The organism is Desulfobulbus sp. (genome assembly GCF_030824455.1).
Classification (GTDB): Bacteria; Desulfobacterota; Desulfobulbia; order Desulfobulbales; family Desulfobulbaceae; genus Desulfobulbus.
Map to the genome: position 1 here is coordinate 1 of NZ_JAVBXR010000097.1, position 16,922 is coordinate 16,922.

Annotated in this window: 17 protein-coding genes; 9 read left to right on the forward strand and 8 right to left on the reverse strand. The window is 58.9% G+C overall.

Going from position 1 to position 16,922, the window contains the following annotated elements; translation table 11 throughout:
* The coding region (locus RCH93_RS11715) for a hypothetical protein (protein WP_306548593.1) at positions 1 to 212 on the forward strand (212 nt) is incomplete at its 5' end.
* Here RCH93_RS11715 and RCH93_RS11720 read toward each other — a convergent pair.
* From RCH93_RS11720 to RCH93_RS11755, 8 genes are all read right to left on the reverse strand, one after another.
* Positions 209 to 640, reverse strand: a complete 432-nt coding sequence (locus tag RCH93_RS11720) for a PilZ domain-containing protein (protein ID WP_306548594.1) — start codon at positions 638 to 640, stop codon at positions 209 to 211. The genes RCH93_RS11715 and RCH93_RS11720 overlap by 4 nt on opposite strands.
* A 235-nt stretch (positions 641 to 875) precedes the next feature.
* Positions 876 to 1,304 carry a response regulator gene (locus RCH93_RS11725; RefSeq protein WP_306548595.1) on the reverse strand — a complete coding sequence of 143 codons (429 nt, stop codon included), beginning with the start codon at positions 1,302 to 1,304 and terminating at the stop codon, positions 876 to 878.
* 74 nt (positions 1,305 to 1,378) lie between these two features.
* Complete coding sequence (locus RCH93_RS11730) at positions 1,379 to 2,029, reverse strand: hypothetical protein (RefSeq protein ID WP_306548596.1); 651 nt, start codon at positions 2,027 to 2,029, stop codon at positions 1,379 to 1,381.
* Positions 2,030 to 2,398, reverse strand: coding sequence for a response regulator (locus RCH93_RS11735; protein WP_306548597.1), 369 nt, complete (start codon positions 2,396 to 2,398; stop codon positions 2,030 to 2,032).
* Positions 2,399 to 2,401: 3 nt separating this feature from the next.
* Positions 2,402 to 4,192, reverse strand: coding sequence for an ATP-binding protein (locus RCH93_RS11740; protein ID WP_306548598.1), 1,791 nt, complete (start codon positions 4,190 to 4,192; stop codon positions 2,402 to 2,404).
* A gap of 57 nt (positions 4,193 to 4,249) precedes the next feature.
* Entirely contained in the window at positions 4,250 to 5,470 is a 1,221-nt protein-coding gene (locus tag RCH93_RS11745; protein ID WP_306548599.1) for a response regulator, read from the reverse strand.
* A gap of 365 nt (positions 5,471 to 5,835) precedes the next feature.
* The gene (locus RCH93_RS11750) at positions 5,836 to 7,230 is read right to left on the reverse strand and encodes a sigma-54 dependent transcriptional regulator (protein ID WP_306548600.1); all 1,395 of its coding nucleotides are present in this window, start codon (positions 7,228 to 7,230) and stop codon (positions 5,836 to 5,838) included.
* Positions 7,227 to 8,453, reverse strand: a complete 1,227-nt coding sequence (locus RCH93_RS11755; RefSeq protein ID WP_306548601.1) for a sensor histidine kinase — start codon at positions 8,451 to 8,453, stop codon at positions 7,227 to 7,229. Before RCH93_RS11755 ends, RCH93_RS11750 begins: the two co-directional genes overlap by 4 nt.
* Before the next feature lie 283 nt (positions 8,454 to 8,736).
* Here RCH93_RS11755 and RCH93_RS11760 point away from each other — a divergent pair, with 283 nt between their 5' ends.
* From RCH93_RS11760 to RCH93_RS11795, 8 genes are all read left to right on the forward strand, one after another.
* Complete coding sequence (locus RCH93_RS11760; protein ID WP_306548602.1) at positions 8,737 to 9,303, forward strand: hypothetical protein; 567 nt, start codon at positions 8,737 to 8,739, stop codon at positions 9,301 to 9,303.
* Positions 9,304 to 9,320: 17 nt separating this feature from the next.
* Positions 9,321 to 10,976: a PAS domain-containing sensor histidine kinase gene (locus RCH93_RS11765; protein WP_306548603.1), complete on the forward strand. Its 1,656-nt coding sequence runs from the start codon at positions 9,321 to 9,323 to the stop codon at positions 10,974 to 10,976.
* An 11-nt stretch (positions 10,977 to 10,987) separates the two neighbouring features.
* Positions 10,988 to 11,416 carry a response regulator gene (locus tag RCH93_RS11770; RefSeq protein ID WP_306548604.1) on the forward strand — a complete coding sequence of 143 codons (429 nt, stop codon included), beginning with the start codon at positions 10,988 to 10,990 and terminating at the stop codon, positions 11,414 to 11,416.
* A gap of 65 nt (positions 11,417 to 11,481) precedes the next feature.
* Positions 11,482 to 12,762 carry a sulfite exporter TauE/SafE family protein gene (locus RCH93_RS11775; RefSeq protein WP_306548605.1) on the forward strand — a complete coding sequence of 427 codons (1,281 nt, stop codon included), beginning with the start codon at positions 11,482 to 11,484 and terminating at the stop codon, positions 12,760 to 12,762.
* Positions 12,763 to 12,764: 2 nt separating this feature from the next.
* Positions 12,765 to 13,466 (forward strand): hypothetical protein, encoded by a 702-nt coding sequence (locus tag RCH93_RS11780; protein WP_306548606.1) that lies wholly within the window; start codon positions 12,765 to 12,767, stop codon positions 13,464 to 13,466.
* 72 nt (positions 13,467 to 13,538) lie between these two features.
* A complete protein-coding gene (locus RCH93_RS11785) occupies positions 13,539 to 16,076 on the forward strand; it encodes a PEP/pyruvate-binding domain-containing protein (protein WP_306548607.1) in 2,538 nt (845 codons plus the stop codon).
* Positions 16,066 to 16,494: a response regulator gene (locus tag RCH93_RS11790; protein WP_306548608.1), complete on the forward strand. Its 429-nt coding sequence runs from the start codon at positions 16,066 to 16,068 to the stop codon at positions 16,492 to 16,494. Before RCH93_RS11785 ends, RCH93_RS11790 begins: the two co-directional genes overlap by 11 nt.
* A 47-nt stretch (positions 16,495 to 16,541) precedes the next feature.
* Entirely contained in the window at positions 16,542 to 16,871 is a 330-nt protein-coding gene (locus RCH93_RS11795) for a hypothetical protein (RefSeq protein ID WP_306548609.1), read from the forward strand.
* Positions 16,872 to 16,922 lie beyond the last annotated feature (51 nt).

Consider the following 16,922-nt stretch of genomic DNA (forward strand, 5'->3'; position numbering starts at 1 on the left):
CACACACTCATCGTGCATCAGAAAACCTTCGATTATTCAAAGGCTTTTCAGGTTACGGCTTGACAATTCCCTTTAACGGGCATTTCGACGAGCACAGCGAGGAGAAATCTCGTTATGGCGAGAGATTTCTCACTTCGTTCGAAATGACACATCTTTGTCGACGAGGTTTTGCTCTGTGCATCATGCTTCGCTTGATTGAGAAACAAAATTAGACGGCGTGGCGGAGCACCTTGGAAGCATAAACGCCGGCAATATAGCGCCGCGTCGCCGGTTCCAGACCGATAAACATCAGACCGGCGGTGTATTCGCGGTCGCGCCGCTGCACATGGCGAACCTGGGCGCTGGCTATGATTTTCTCGGAACCGAGCAGCAGCCCCACTTTGATGTTCTGGCGCTCGTCCAGCCGAGTTCCGAGGGTGACGGCCAGACCGCCCTCGCACAGATCCCGCAGCGAGCCGCTGACCGTGGCGGTGGTAGTGGCTACTCGCACCTCAATCGGCCGGTCGCCAAACATCTGGGCCAAATCCTTGGTGGTCATGCGCTGAAAGGCGCGCTTGCCGTCGGCGTTGCGCGGCTGATAATCCCATTCCATCTCCAGACCTTCCAGAGAAGGAATATCGCTCCACTGCTTCTTTTCCATGCTCAGCCCCCGAAAGACGCTTCGACAACGCGCGAAAACGGTCGACAATCCGTTTATTTCTCTCCAGATTGTCAACCTGATTGATCCATACCCAACAATCGGCGCTGACATTATTGTAGCGCTCCTCCGCTTGATGCGCAAGCCCGCTTGCAGGCGCGACGAGGAGTCTACCAGGGTCGGAGAAAAATCCGCGCGGCCCGACCACGGCGACGCCGCAGTCGGGACCGGGACCCATTCACCAGCCTTTGCAGCCGATGATGTTTTTGATCGCCTCTTCGGTGCGCTTTTCCACCAGCAGCATCTTATGCGCCTTGGCCTCTTTGATCTTGGCGTTCAAGGCCTGAATATCGATGGGCTTTTCGAGGAAATCCAAGGCCCCGAGCTTCATTGCCTCAATCCCTTTTTCCACGGTGGCGTGCCCGGTGAGGAGAATGATCTGCAGGTCGGGATTTTTTTCCCGCAACCGGGTCAGGGCCTCCAGGCCGTTCATCTCCGGCATCATCAGATCCAAAATGATGGCGTCGAAGTTTTCTTCGTCCGCCTTGTCCAGGGCCTCCACCGCCGACGTGGTGGTCGACACCCGCATGCCCCGGTCGCGCATCCGCTCGGCAAGCACATCCATAAAATCCTGTTCATCGTCAATCAGCAGCACTCGTTCGTCCATCGGGACCTCCTTCCAGCAAAGTGTTCTTGGCGTTTGTACAACTCCGGCCATTGCCGGCCGTCATCCAGCCAGCCTCAAGCGAGGCTTGCCGGCAGACGCAGGGCAACGGTTCCCGGCAAGGCCTGCAGGTCTATCTTGAGCCGCTCCATCAGCGCCTTTTCCTGCGCTCCAGGAAAGACGTCGTCCTGAATCAGCGGCAGCCCGGCCGGATTGACCAGCCGGATGCACACGGTCTCGCCCTCGGCCGCAACCGCAATCTCCACCGATTCCTTGCGCGGCAGGACCTCAAGCGCATGCCGCAGCAGCAGGTAGACAAACGATTCCAGGTAGACCAGACAGGTGCTGATCATGGCGGCGTCCGGGGCAACGGTAAGCACGGTTTCCCGCATCGCCGCCTGCCGTCCGGCCAGATCGACCATCAGGGCCACGGTTTCGGCGACGTTGCCCTGGAGCAGCGGCGCGTCGGTGGTGTGGGCAAAGCGGTTGAGGTTTTTCAGCACCGCATCGCCGCGCTTGACCTGTTTGAGCATCCGGCTGGTGGCGACGTTGAGCCGGTCCAGGGGGATTTCACCGCCCTTGGCGGCGCGCAGGGCCAGATCGTCGAGCAAGCCGGCGTTTTCATTGACGATGGCCAGCACGTTTTTGAGATCGTGGGACACTGCGGCGGAAATCTTGCCAAAAACCTGCAAACAGGCGGCGTCGAGCGTGTCGTTGAGCGGTTCCATTTACGCCTCCCCGGCGTCAAAGGAGGCGTGAATTTTCGCCACCAGTTCCTGAATGTTGACCGGTTTGATCAGATAGTATTCGTCGCCGGCCTCCGAGGCCCCGGCCTCGAAATCCTCTTCCGAACCGTGACCGGTGAGAAAAATGAACCGCATCGCCGGCCACTGCTTCTGCAGTTCAACCTTGAGCTGCAGGCCGTTCATCTTCGGCATTTTCATGTCGAGCACCGCCAGGTCATAGCGTTTGTCCGCCGCCATGCGCAGGGCGTCCTCGCCGCTCAGCGCCCAATCGGCGTCGATGTCGCGGATGGACAACCGTTCGGCCAGGGTGACCACCAACTCTTCTTCGTCGTCTACCAACAGTACTTTCATCCTTTACCCCTTGTTTGCCGTCATGGTGAGCGGCAGCGTGATGATGAAACAGGTGCCCTTGTCTTTCTCGCTGGTCACCCGAACGGTTCCGCCCATTTCGCTGATCAGGCTGTAGGTGATCGACAACCCAAGCCCGGTGCCGCCGCGACCGCCCTTGGTGGTGAAAAACGGCTCAAAAATTTTGGCCAGATCCTCCGGCGGAATGCCGCAGCCGTCGTCGCGAATCCTCAACTCCACGCCTTGACCGTCCTTGGCCTTGCGGGCGGCAATCGCCAGGTGGCCGCCGTCTTCCACGGCGGCAAAGGCGTTCTTGATGATGTTGAGCAACACCTGCTGCAACTTGCCCTTGTCGCTGACGATGTCGTCAAGGCCGTCTTCAATGTCGATGTTGATGGTGATCGAGCGGTATTCCGGCTCCTTGCCCAGGAAGCTGAGCACCTCGGTGATGATCTTGCGCAGGTTGATCCGGGTGACGTTGGCGTCGGACTGCCGGGCGAAACTGAGCAGCCGGCGAGTGATCACCGAACAGCGCTCCACCGAGGAGACGATGGAGGCGATCAGTCCCAGCAGTTTGGTGTCCTGCTTGTACTGCTCCTTGATGAAAAACAAATCCTGGATCAGCCCGGCCTTTTCATTGATGATGGCCAGCGGGTTGTTGATCTCGTGGGCAATGCCCGCCGCCAACCGGCCGATGCTGGCCATTTTCTCGGAATACTCGATCTCGTGGAGCATCATCACCCGCTTCTGATCGGCGGCGTAGATGGCGTTGACCAGATAGGTAACCACCCCGAGCAGCACCACCAGAATCATGCCCACGGCGCAGCTGAGAAAGACGAGAATTTTCATTCTGGTCTGTCGCCACTGCAGCATCAGCTCGTCCTTGGGGCTGACCAGCATGAGGATGAAGGGCGAATTTTCGACATAGGCGTAGCTGACCACCAGGGTGCCGTTAGCCGCCTCTGCGGGCAACGGTTTGGCGCCGCCTTCCCTGGAAATGGAGGCCATTCGGCTCCCAATGTCCGTGAGCTGATAGCCCTCGGTGTGATCGGAAAACTCGGGCACGTTCAACGGCGCCAGGGTCAGGATGTCGCCGAAATAGCGCGAGGGGGTCTGCAGCACCCCCTGGTGGTTGATAAGAAAGGCGTCGCCCACCTCGCCGGTCTGTTCGTTGGAAAGAATTTCGGTGAACCGTTCAATGCTGACCGAGGTGCGGAGCACGTAGAACGATTCGTCGGGCAGGGTCTTTTTCACCGCAATAACGATATGGGGCAGATTTCTCAGCCCCATGAAAACGTCGCTGATGAAGATGCCCCGGTTCTGAATCTCCTTGAACCAGGGCTGGCCGGAATAGTCCGCGTTTTCAAGATGGAAAGGCCCCGAATAGGCGCGCTGCACGCCGGTGGCGTCGATCACCCCGAGATCGGCAAACAAGCCCAGACCCCGGTTGAGGTTTTCCAGCAGCGCGGTCAGGCGCTCCGGCTGCAGCAACTGCTCGTAGGTGTTGTCGTGGATGATGAATTCCAGGGCAAACCGCTTTTTGGAGAGCAGAAAGGATTCGGTGCGCCGGGTCTTGGCGACAAAACGGGTGGAGCGGGCCAGGGCCTCGGATTCAAAGGTCGCCTTGGTGACCTTGTATTCGTAGGCGGTCAACAGCACCAGCGGCAGAAAAACGATCACCACCGAAATGAGGGCCGTCTTTTTCCACAAGCGGCGATAGTTGAACAGCTGCTTGTACAGGCCGGAGGCGTGATCGTCCTTCCAAAACACAGGTTTCAGCTTTTCAAACAGAGACATACCGCCGCTCCTTTCCGTTGCGAGGGCTCAGCGCGCCGCTGGCGGCCCCGGTTGCGCTCATGCCGCCTTGTTGTCCTGAACCTTGACGTAGGCCTGTTTCAGGGTGGCGCTCAACTCGTCGATGTCCACCGGCTTCTGCAGATAGGCAAAGGCGCCCAGCCCCATGCACACCGCCCGGTCTTCCTCCGAACCGTGGCCGGTGAGGATCACCACCTCGACGTTGGGGCGGGTCTCCTTGGTCTTGCGCAGGACTTCAAAGCCGTCGATGCCCGGCATCTTGAGGTCAAGGATCATCACTTCCGGATCGTCGGTGGCCATCAGGTCCAGGGCCGATTCGCCGTCATACACCACGGCCGAGTCAATGTCCCGCATCGACAACCGTTCCGACAGGGTCTGGACAAACTCGCGCTCGTCGTCGACCAGCAGCAGTCTCGGGGTCTCGAAGTCGTATTTGCGGTAGATGTCGGTCTTGTGGAAGCCCTTGCCCAGACGGGTTTCAATCGACACCACCCCGTCCACGTCGCCGGCGATGGATTTCAACTCTTCCTCAAGCCGGCTGAGCAACAGCACATTCTGATGGATGGTCAGGGTGACGGCGCCGTCGCGGGCGGAAACGCTGACAAAATGGCCGTGTTTGGTCAGGGCCACCTCGACCTGGGCGGCGAGAACGAAATCGTGCTCCGCCTTCTTCGAGGCGCCGGTGGGACGAATGACCTCGCTGCGCAGATTCTCGACCACCAGTTGGACCGCTTCCTCGAGTTTGATTTTGTCCACCGGAATCACCAGATCATACAACGAGGCGCTCCAGGGGTCGGGCTGGCCGAACAGGGTGTCGGTCCACGCGGCCTTTTCCTTGTCCTGCTTGTGGATCAGACTCACGGCCTCTTTTTCGCTCATCTGGGTTTCCCGGCCGGCCTGGACCAGCCGATAGCCCATGTCGGCAATTAGACAGACGCGGAGCACATGGGTGATCTCGTCGGGCACCAGATGACCGGTCAAACCGGCGATGAGGGTGTTGTCCGCCTCAAGCAGGGTCTCGGCCATGGCCAGCTTGAGCCAGGCCAGCGAGCGCTCCTTTTCATGGGTGATGTTGTTAAAAATCGAAGGTTTGTTGATCAGGATGTTCTCGATCTTCTTCTTGCTGATGGCCGACATGTCGGCGGCCTTGGCCACGATGTCCTCGTCGGTGATGACGGAATACCGCACCTGTTCCTTGAGCATGCTCACCAATTGATCGCTCAGGCAATAACTGCCGCTAAATAAGGTTATGACGGACATGCGCTCCTCCTGGAGAAGTAAATTTTTGCGTGAGGTTGTTGCGGCGGCGGCAATCACAGCGCGCCTGCGGATGTTCGCAGGAACCGTGCTCCCGGCGCGCCCGCTATTCTGTCAACGGCGATCCGTCGACCCGTCAGGCGCTGCGCGCTGTTTGCCCTGCCCCTGTGTCAAAGCAAGATGCGAGCCACAAAACAACAGCACGACTTTACAGCAATTTAGCGCTCGGAGCGGCGGGTGTGCCGCCACAGGCGCGAAACGCAACAGAACAGGGCGAAACAGGCGGGATGGATCGGAACATTCTGGAACGACGGGCAAAACTATGCTCCGGGCCCGGAACCGCCAATCCATGAACCGAGAGGGAGCGATCAGTTCTTCTCCCGAAGCTGGTGCAGTTCGATCTGGTATTTGTTGATTTTGTCGTACAAACTTTTGCGCGAGATGCCCATCAGCTGGTGGGCGGCGCTGACCTGACCGCCGACTTTGCGCAGGACCTGCTCCACATACAGCCGCTCTTGCTGGTCCATGTATTCCTTCCAGGGCAGGCTCACGGTCTCGGGTTCGGCAACCGGGGCCGCAATCCTCGCCGGGGCCGAATCGCGCTCGCCGAGCACGCAATACCGGCGGACAAAATTGCGCAACTCGCGGATGTTGCCCGGCCAGTCCTGGACCATCAACTGGCGGATCAACTCCGGCGAACAGGGACGGGCCTCGTTGTTCTGGCCGCCACAGTATTCGTTCCAGAAATAATCGACCAGCAGCGGGATGTCCTCCTTGCGCTCGCGCAGCGGCGGCAGATGCACCGGCAGGACGTTGAGGCGGAAGTACAAGTCCTGACGAAAGGTCCCCTTGACGATTTCACTCTCCAGGTCGCGGTTGGTGGCGGCGATGATCCGCGCCTTGAGCGGAATGGCGGCGTTGCTGCCCAGGCGGGTAAACGAGCGCTCCTCCAGCACCCGCAGCAGTTTGGACTGCAGCTGGGCCGGCATCGAGCAGATCTCGTCGAGGAAGAGGGTGCCCTCGCCGGCGTATTCAAAGGTGCCCACCTTGCGCTGGATCGCGCCGGTGAAGGCCCCCTTCTCGTGGCCAAAGAGTTCGGATTCGATCATCTCCGCCGGAATCGCCCCCATGTTGACCGCCACATAGGGAGCGGCGCCCCGGCGGCCGACGTCGTGGACGGCCCGAGCCACCAATTCCTTGCCGGTGCCGGTTTCGCCGACGATCAGCACCGGATCGCTTTCGCTGGCAATGGCCTCGATCAGCGAATACAGGCCGAGCATGGCCGGATGGCTGCCGACCAGGCCGTAAAACCGGGACCGGCTTTCGCGGCTGGCAATCAGTTGCCGCTCCAGCCGTCGATTCTCCAGCACCAGTTGCCGCCGCTCGATGGCCCGCGACAGCGAGGCCAGGATGATGTCCTCGTCCACCGGTTTTTGCAGGAAATTGTAGGCCCCTTTCTTGACCGCCTCCACCGCCAGACTGATGTCGCCGTGGCCGGTGATGAGGATCACCGGCAGATCGGCGTCCTTCTCGAGAATGCGCTCCATCAGCTCCATGCCGTTCATCTCCGGCATGCGGATGTCGGCCAGCACGGCGGAAAAGGTGTGGCCCTCGATGCTGGCCAGGGCCTCGACCGGGTTGCCAAAGGTGCGCACCGCATAGCCGTTGAGGGTCAGGGTCTGCTTGATGGCCACCAGCAGGTAAAGGTCGTCGTCGACGACCAGGATCTCGGGGACGGGCTCGACCGCGTCCGGTCCGCTCATGCCGTCTCCCCCTGTGCGCCTGCTGTCGCCGCCTCAGCCCGATGGTGGGGAATGTAGACCGAAAAACAGGCCCCCTTGCCGGGCACGCTCTCCACCTCGATGTAGCCGGAAAAACCGCGCACAATCCGGTCGACAATCGACAGCCCCAAGCCCATGCCGGCCCCGACCTCGCGGGTGGTGAAAAAGGGATCAAAGATTTTTTTCTGCAGCTCCTCGGAGATGCCCTCGCCGTTGTCGGCCACGGTCACCAGCACATAGGGCTCCTTCTGCATGGTGGTCAGGTTGAGGCAGTTGGTGATGCGGCTGGTGATGGTCAACCGGGGCACAACCACCCGGCCCATGGCCTGCACCGCGTTCTGCACCAGATTGAGAAACACCTGTTCCAGCCGGACCTCGACCCCCAGCACCTCGCAGGGGTGCTCGGCCAGGCGCAGATCGAGGAATATTTCGCTCAGACGCAACTGCGCCTCCAGGAACTTGATAATTTTGCTGATGATGGCGTTGAGATCGACCGGCGCCCGCTCCTCCTCCACCTTGCGGCCAAAGCTGCGCATGGTGGAAATGATCGAGGAGGCCTTGTTGACCCGGTCGATGATGATGTGCAGGTTCTCCCGCATCATCTCGCTGTGATCCCCGGGCGTGTCCAGGGCCTTGAGGCAGTTGCGGGTAAAGAGGAGAATGGCGTTGAGCGGCTGGGTCAACTCGTGGCCGACGCCGGCGGCCATCTCCCCCAGGCTGGCCAACCGGCTGGAATGGATCAGCTGTTTCTGGCCCTCCTGCATCTGGGCCATCAATTCAAAGAATTCACTGCAGTCGGTGCAGATCAGCATGTGCAGCACCCGGCCGTTCTGGGTGACGTGGGTGGACCCGCGCATCTTCACCGGCAACTGGCCGCCGCCCCTGGTCAGCAGCTGGGCCTGCAACTCCTCGAACTCCTCGTTGGCCAGAATCCGTCGAATCTCGGCCGCCTTGTCGGCCTCGAACAGATCCTCCAGGGCAAGCGGACGCTCGGCAAGCGGCGGATAACCGGTGCGTTCCAGGAATTCCCGATTGGTCTGGATAACCTGAAAATCGCAGTCGAGGAGAAGAAAAAACTCGGTGATGCCGGCCAGGATGCGTTCGGTGAAAAACCGGCCGGCCTCCATTTCCTCGTGCTTCTTCAGGACGCGGACCACCAAGTCCTCCCGTTGCCGCTCCAATATCTGGATTGTTTTCTGCTCCATGCGCGCCTCCGTTGTCACCGCTTTTGCACACATCTTACCTGAGCCCCTGGCGGATGTCACCCAATTTACACACCCGAAAAAATACGGCTATTCCAGATAGATGGAGAAACAACCCGTATTCTCTGTCACCCGTTTTACACATCCCCAGTTTGCCCCGCCCCGTCCGCGAACAGGCGCCCGACCCGGTCGCATCATCGCAATCTATTGTTTTGATAAGAAAAATTTAAACAACGTCTTTTGTGGCACAAACTGGCCCCTTTCCTGCTGTAGAGAAGATGCCGATGTGAACGATTTTTTCCAACCTTTTGGCATGACTATGACCAACGGACTGAAAAAAATGCTCAACCCCGACGATCTGGAATACCTGAGTTTTGATCAGGCGGCTTCCATTTGCTGCATCTCGGAAGAGCGGTTCGCCAAATGGATCGAAAAGGGTCTGGTGCCGGTGATCGACGTCAAGGGCAAGCAGCTGATCCGCTCCCACGACCTGATCCAGCACCTGGTTCGCCACAACATCCGCATTCCTGACCGTCTGCTCCAGGGCAACATCAAGAAGATCCTCTTCATCCTGATGCAGACCGAGATTCCACCGGCCATGACCTCCAAGATCATCTGGGCGCTCTACCGGATCAAACAGCAACCGTCCTACATCTTTGACTTTATCGAGTTCGACGCCACCACTGAACTCAAGATCATCACCTTCGATCCCGACGTCATCTTCCTCCTGCAGCAAGAGGCGGACTCTCAAGCGGCGGAGCAAAGCATCAGCAAGATGCTCGGCAAAAACATCCCGATCCACAGCTTTTCAGTGGAACGGGAGATCGACCTCGACGCGTTGCTAGCCGATTGAGCGAAAGGAGAATCCCCGTGGCAGACAAGCAAAAACACTACACGCATCTGACCAAGCTCATGGCGGCGGGATTCTTCATCTGCGGCATCATCCCCATCCTGATCATCGCCACGTCCTCGATCTACAACTCCAAGCAGGTGGCCCTCAAGGACATTGAGATAACCGCCGGCCAGGTGGCCCAACACCGCCAGGACGTAATCCACAAATTCCTTGAACACCAGATTGATCTGCTGAGCACCCTGATCAGCCTCTACCCCCTCGACTATCTCAACAACCAGGACAACCTCAACCATCTCTTCCTGGCGATCAGCAAAGCGGGCGGGATGGTCGACCTGCAGCTCATCGACACCAACGGCGAGCAACTGGCCTATGTCGGCCCGTATCGCGATCAAGTAACCGGTAAAAACTACAAGGAGCAAGCCTGGTTTTCGGAAGTGCTGGTGCGCGGCACACATGTGAGTGATGTTTTCAGCGGCTACCGCAAGATCCCCCACTTCGTTGTTGCCCTGACAGACCCCCTCAAGCGGTATGTGCTGCGCACCACCATTAATTCCAGCGTCTTCAACTCGCTGCTCCACAGCGCCCAGATCGGCTCCCACGGCGACGTCTTCATCGTCAACAAAGACGGCGAGCTGCAGACCCCAAGCCTGCAGTCGAACATGACCACCCTGGGCGAGCACGAGAAGCAACTGCTCCGCCACCACAGCAGCCCGGAAATCACCCTGGAAGGCGACACCCTGTACACCGCCGCCTGGCTCAACAACGACACCTGGCTGTTGATCCTCAAGATCCAGACGCCGGACATGCTGGGCGCCTACCGTCAGCACCTCAACCGCACCTTGATGATCATTGTGATCACAGCCTCTCTCTTCTTTGTCATCGCGGTCTTCCTCAGCCGCTTCATCGTGGCCCACGTCGCCAAGGCCGACCGCGAATCCGCGGCGCTGGATCAGCAGATGGCCCATATCGAGAAGATGGCCAACATCGGCCGTCTCGCCGCCGGCGTGGCCCACGAGATCAACAACCCGCTGCAGATGATCCTGGCCCAGGCCGGCTGGATCGAGGAACTGCTGCCCGAGGAAGACCCGGCCGCCCTCAAGAACCTCGACGAGTACAACGAGACCATCAAAAAGATCAAACACCACGTCGAGCGCGCCGCCACCATCACCCACCGCCTGCTTGGCTTTGCCCGCAAGATCAGCGCCGAGCAGGAGAGCGTGCAGGTCAACGAGGTGGTCGAGGAAACCCTCTCCTTCCTGGAGAAAGAGGCCAAACACAACAACATCGAGATTGACCTCCACCTCAACCCGCAACTGCCGACCACCATGACCGAGGGCCATCGGCTGCAGCAGATCCTGCTCAACCTGATCGACAACGCCCTCGACGCGGTCGGCCACGACGGCAAGGTGACCATCACCACCAGCAACACCCCCACCGACATCGTCATCGAGGTGGCCGACAACGGCCCCGGCATCCCGCCCGAAGTGATGAAAAAAATCTGGGACCCGTTCTTCACCACCAAGGAACAGGGCAAGGGCACCGGGTTGGGACTGTCCATTAGCCAGAACATCATCCGCACCCTGGGCGGATCGATTGAACTGCAGAGTAAAGAGGGCGAAGGCACGGTCTTCACCGTCAAAGTACCTATAACCCAATCAACGCAAAATCAATAAGGGAGAACACCATGGCGCGCTATGACGTACTGGTAGTGGACGACGAAAAGGATTTCAGAGACATCATCGTCAAAAAACTGGAAAAACGGGATCTCAAGTGCGACAGCGCGCCCGACGGCGCCACCGCTCTGGAGATGGTCAAGGCCAAGAAGTACGACGTAGTGCTGCTCGACGTCAAAATGCCCGGCATGGACGGGATCGAGGCGCTGCGCGAGATCAAGAAAATCGAGCCCATGGTCGAGGTGGTGATGCTCACCGGCCACGCCTCGGTGGAGTCGGGGATCAACGGCATCAAATATGGGGCCTTTGATTATCTGATGAAGCCCATGGACATGGATCCGTTGATGGAGAAACTCGACGCGGCCTACGAGCGCAAACGGATTCAGCAGGACAAGATTGAGATGGCTCAGATCAAAAAGGATATGGCGCTGCCGGGCTAAGGGGGGCGGAGCCTTATTTATACACCAAACGACGATGCGTCATTGAACCAAAAAAGGAGAAAACAATGAAATTTTTTCGTCAGTTGAACCAATTCATGATAGCAGGGGCCAAGGCCCAGGCGCAGTGGGAATTGGAGATGTCCACCAACATCCTCAAAAGCCGCAAACGACTGATGGTGCTGGGGCTGTTGCTGGTGCCCATCGCCATCGGCGGCATCTGTTTTGCCGATCAGGTCAGCAGCGCCATTCCCGGCTTTATCGGCGGCAAGACTGCCTACGGACCTTCCCACTACACCAACCTGATCTTCGGCGCCTCGGTGCTGGTTGGCGTCTGCGCTGGTTTGATCACCGGCTGCATCGGCGCCGGCGGCGGGTTCATCATCGCTCCGGCCCTGATGAGCGCCGGCGTGAAAGGCATCCTCGCGGTCGGCACCGACCTGTTCCACATCTTCGCCAAGGCGATCATGGGCTCGGTTCTGCACCGCAAGATGGGCAACATCTCGGTTTCGTTGGCCGTGACCTTCCTGGTCGGCGCTATTGCCGGTTCAACGCTCGGCGGCTACATCAACCGGACCATTTACGATAAAAACCCGGTGCTGAGCGACACCTTTATCACCGGCATCTATGTCGTCATCCTCGGCTTTCTCGCCTTTTACGCGATGAACGACTTCCTCAAAAGCCGCAAAAAAGCTGTCGTGATAGAAGCAGGCGCCACGAAAATCGCCGAAGAAATCCCGCCCATGGGCAAACGGATTCAGGCCATCAACATCCCGCCGATGCTGACCTTTGACGAAGGCGTGACCCCCGGCGGCCGCAAAATTTCCGGCGTCTTCCTGGTTATCGCTGGTTTCATCGTCGGTATGGCCGCCTCGATCATGGGCGTGGGCGGCGGCTTCCTCACCTTCCCCATCTTTGTCTATGGTCTGGGCGTTTCCTCCATGACCACGGTCGGCACCGACATCTTCCAGATCGTGTTCACCGCCGGCTACGCAGCCATCGGTCAGTACGCCATCTACGGCTTTATCTTCTACACCCTGGCCATGGGCATGCTGCTCGGCTCCCTGATCGGCATCCAGGTCGGCTCCATCGTCACCAAGGTTGTTCCGGGAACCACCATCCGCGGCTTCTACGCCGTCACCGTTACCGCCGGTTTTCTCAACCGTCTCTGCGCTCTTCCCGGAAAATTGGTCAAGATGGGGTACATTGATATCCCCAAAGGTGTATTGAACATCGTCGACCTCATCGGCAATGTCGGCTTTTTCATCATCATCACCGTCTTTGCCGTCTGGGTGTTCTACAGCTTTTTCTCAAACCTCAAAGTTCTCACCGCTGAGGAGGCGCATTAATCATGGCTAGCTCAACACAACTGAAAACACGCGGATTTCTTCTGATCGCCTCGTTCTTCGCGGTTCTGGTCGCCATCTTTACGCCGCTCTTCCCCGGCGTGCACGGCGGCAAGGTGAACGGCTTGGATTATCTCGACAACTTCTTCAACCAGTTGTCCAAAGGCTCGGCCTACTACATTGATCAACAGCTCGAAAAAGTCAAAAAAGTGGCTGGTCAGGAATTTGCGACCAGCATGAAGATGAAGACCCCGGAAGAAGCGGCCACCACCGCCAAACTGTTCACCGTCAACGGCTTTGCCGCCAAGGTGGAGGACGTCAAGGTGAGCGTCAAGGGCGATTTCGGCGCCATGCTGACCGTGATGCTCAAGGACGCCGACCTGATGTACCACAACGACGGCGCAGCCATTGCCGCCAAGTACGGCATTGACGAGCGTTTGGCCCTCAACGCCTGGTATCTGGCCCTGACCGCCATGGAAAAGGATTTGACCAAGACCAAGCAGTTCGACCAGGCCAAGCTGGTGAAAAACTGCATGACCAAGGCCATCGAACCAGCGTATAATTACTACAAGGTCGAGGCGAAGTCGGTAAAAGCGGAGATGTTTATGTTGATTGCCGCCCTTGCCTTCTACGTGATCTACACCATGTGGTACGGTTTTGGTTTGTTGTTCCTCTTTGAAGGCATGGGGATCAAGTTGGAGCATTGATCATTTAATTGCTCTTTCAGACGATGCTGCAGTAGGGGGAACTCTGCTGCAGCATTTTTTTTAGGGACGGCGATGATACAAAAACTGTGGAGCGGCATCAAAGAGGCCTTGGGCATTTACATCCTGCCCACCCTGAGCGCGGACGAGCTGCAGCGTCTTTTCACCACCAAGTACCGCTGTTTCCGTGAACTCTTGACCGCCAACAACAACGCCCTGGAGGCCATGTCGGAACTGGAGACCGCCCTGCGTGACGGCCGCACCTTTTCCATGACCTTCATCCGCTCCAAATCGACGGTGGTGACCGTCAACATCTTCAAAATGATTCAGAATCTGCGCAAGATGGGGGACGGCCGCTACCTCAACTTGGAAAAATCCTTCAGCCGCATCCAGGAGCAGATTGATGCGGTGATCGACAAAGAGATTATCCCCGTGGAGGGGGACTGGTTCATCCCCATCACCCGGGTCAACCGCAGCATGGTCGAACAGACCGGCGAAAAAATGGCCAATCTCGGCGAGGCCGGCTCCCTGTCCGGCATCAACATCCCGCCCGGCTTTGCGGTCACCGCCTCGGCCAGCCGTCTGTTTTATCTGGAAAACAACATGTACCCGGCGATCAACCGCATCTTCCAGCAGACCGACGCGCACGACATCGAAGACATGCTGCGCCGAAGCGAAGAGGTGCAGCAACTGATCATCAACAGCCCGCTGCCGGCCGAACTGGAGCGGCAACTCTGCTATCAGTTTGATCAACTGCTGGAAATGACCGACCACGACGTCAAGGTGGCGGCGCGTTCCAGCGCGCTCGGCGAGGATCTTGGCCGCGCCTCCTTTGCCGGCCTCTATCACACCGAACTCTTTGTTGACCGCGACCACCTGATCCAGGCCTACAAAACCGTGCTCGCCTCCAAGTATTCCACCCGGGCCATGACCTACCGCCTGGCCAAGGGCTACCGCCACGAGGACATCATCATGTGCGTCGGTTGCCTGGCGATGATTGAGGCCACGGTCAGCGGCATTTGCTATTCCCGTTCCATCGGCGGCCGGATCGGCACGCTTGACGTTTTCTTCTCCGCCGGCAGCGCCAAGGGCATTGTCGACGGCACCAAGAAAACCAACCATTACACCGTCGAGCGCATGGCCCCGCACCGGATTGTCGACAAGGCGCTTGACGCCGACGACGCCGGCGCCCCGCTCAGCGACCAACAGGCCGTGGAACTGGCCCAAATCAGCATGAAACTTGAGCGCCACTTCGGCTCGCCGCAGGACATCGAATGGTCGATTGATCCGACCGGGACCATCTATGTGCTCCAGAGCCGGCCGATCTCGGTGCATCTGCTCGCAGCAGGCGCCGAAGAGGGCGTTATTTTTGAGGACGACCGGCTGCTGCTCCACGGCGGCGTCACCGGCTGCCCCGGCGCCGGCAGCGGCCCGGTGTTCATCGTCCGCACCAATGAAGACATGGTGCAGTTCCCCAAGAAAGCGGTGCTGGTGGTTGAGCATCCCCTGCCCGAATGGGCGCCGCTGTTGAAGCGCGCCGCCGCCCTGGTCGCGGAAACCGGCAGCGAGGCCGGCCACTTGGCCACCATCTCCCGTGAATTTGGCTTGCCCTCGCTGCTGTCGCTGGATCAGGCCACCCACAAGCTTGTCAACGGCGAGACGATCACGGTCGACGCCGCCAACCGCGCCGTCTACCGGGGCCGAATCGAGGAATTGCTCGAACAGCAGGGCAAACGGCCCAACCCCATGGACGGCAGCCCGGTGCAGCAGACCCTGACCGAGGTGCTCAAACTGATCACGCCGCTCAACCTGACCGATCCAGCCTCGCCCTACTTCAGGGCGGCCCTGTGTGAAACCATGCACGACCTCACCCGCTTTTGCCATGAGAAATCGGTGATCGAGATGTTCGATTTCGGCAAGCGATACCACTTTGCCCAGGGCGCGGCCAAACGGCTGGTGGACAACATGCCGCTGGAGTGGTGGGTGATCAACCTCTCCGACGGCTTTGCCCCGGAATTCGATCCGGTCAACAAATTCATCAACGTCACCGAGGTGGTGTCGACGCCGATGATCGCCATCTGGCAGGGCATGCACGCCTATCCCTGGGAAGGGCCGCCGTCGGTGAGCATGCGCGGCATGGGAGCGATTTTCCTCCAATCGACCATGAATCCGGGGCTTGATCCGGCCGTGGCCTCGAACATGAACCAGAAAAATTATTTTTTGGTGTCTCGCAATTATTGCAATCTGAGTGTGCGGCTCGGCTACCACTATGCTATGATTGAGGCGTTTATCAGCAGCCTGCGCACCGAACGGTACGTCACCTTCCGCTTCAAAGGCGGGGCGGCCGACGAGTCCCGCCGCGTCGGACGCATCGAGCTGCTGGCCGAAATTTTGGCGCGCTTTGATTTTCGTGTGGAGTTGACCGGCGACGCGCTCAACGCCCGGGTGGAAAAACGGAAGCAATCTTTTCTTTTTGGGCGACTGAAGGTGCTGGGATATTTGATCATCCACACCCGACAGATCGACATGGTCATGGCCGACCCCCAACAATGCCAACGCTATCGCCAAAAATTCATCCAAGAAATTGAGGAAATGTTGAGCAATGACAAATGAACGTGCTTTCAAACTCGAAGCAGCCCTGAAAATCCATCTCCTGCTGGTGGACGACGAACCGGATTTCAAGGAGATCATCCTCAAGCGGCTGACCCGGATGGGCATCCAGCTCAGTCTGGCCGACTGCTGCGCCGCCGCCCTGGAAACCCTGGAAACCCAGCCCGTTGACGTGATCATCATGGATGTGAGCATGCCGGGCCTCGACGGCATCCAGTGCCTGAAGAAGGTCAAGGAACGGTGGCCGCTGGTGGAGGTGATCATCCTCACCGGGCACGCCTCGGTAAAATCGGGCATTGAGGGCATGCAGGGCGGGGCCTTTGACTACTGCCTCAAGCCCATCGACGTGCTGGAACTGCTCGAAAAAGTGGAACTGGCGGCGCAAAAGGCCCTGCTCAACAAGGAAAACGCCAAGGCCTGAACCGGCCACGGCGCAAACAACAACGAACATCCGGAGAACACACCCCCATGCGATTGCTTCACACCACCCTGCGGCCCCTGCTGCCTTTGCTCTGCGGCCTGCTGCTGGTCGGCTGCGTCAGCGCCGGCAAGGATTTCAACGTCCACATGGTGCCGCAGATTCAGCTTCACAAAACCACCCGCGCCCAGATCGCCGACATGTTCGGCCCACCCTGGCGCACCGGGGTGGAAGACGGCCGCCAGACCTGGAGCTACGGCACCTACAAATACGGAGTGAGCGACACCCTCAGCCGCGATCTGGTGGTGCGTTTCGACGCCAACGGCACGGTGGCCTCCTACACCTTCAATTCCAACTATCCCGAAGACAAGCAGCTGTAAACCGTCCCGCCGCCGCAACGACCTGGAGCGCATTCGCTGTTGCCCCGGCCG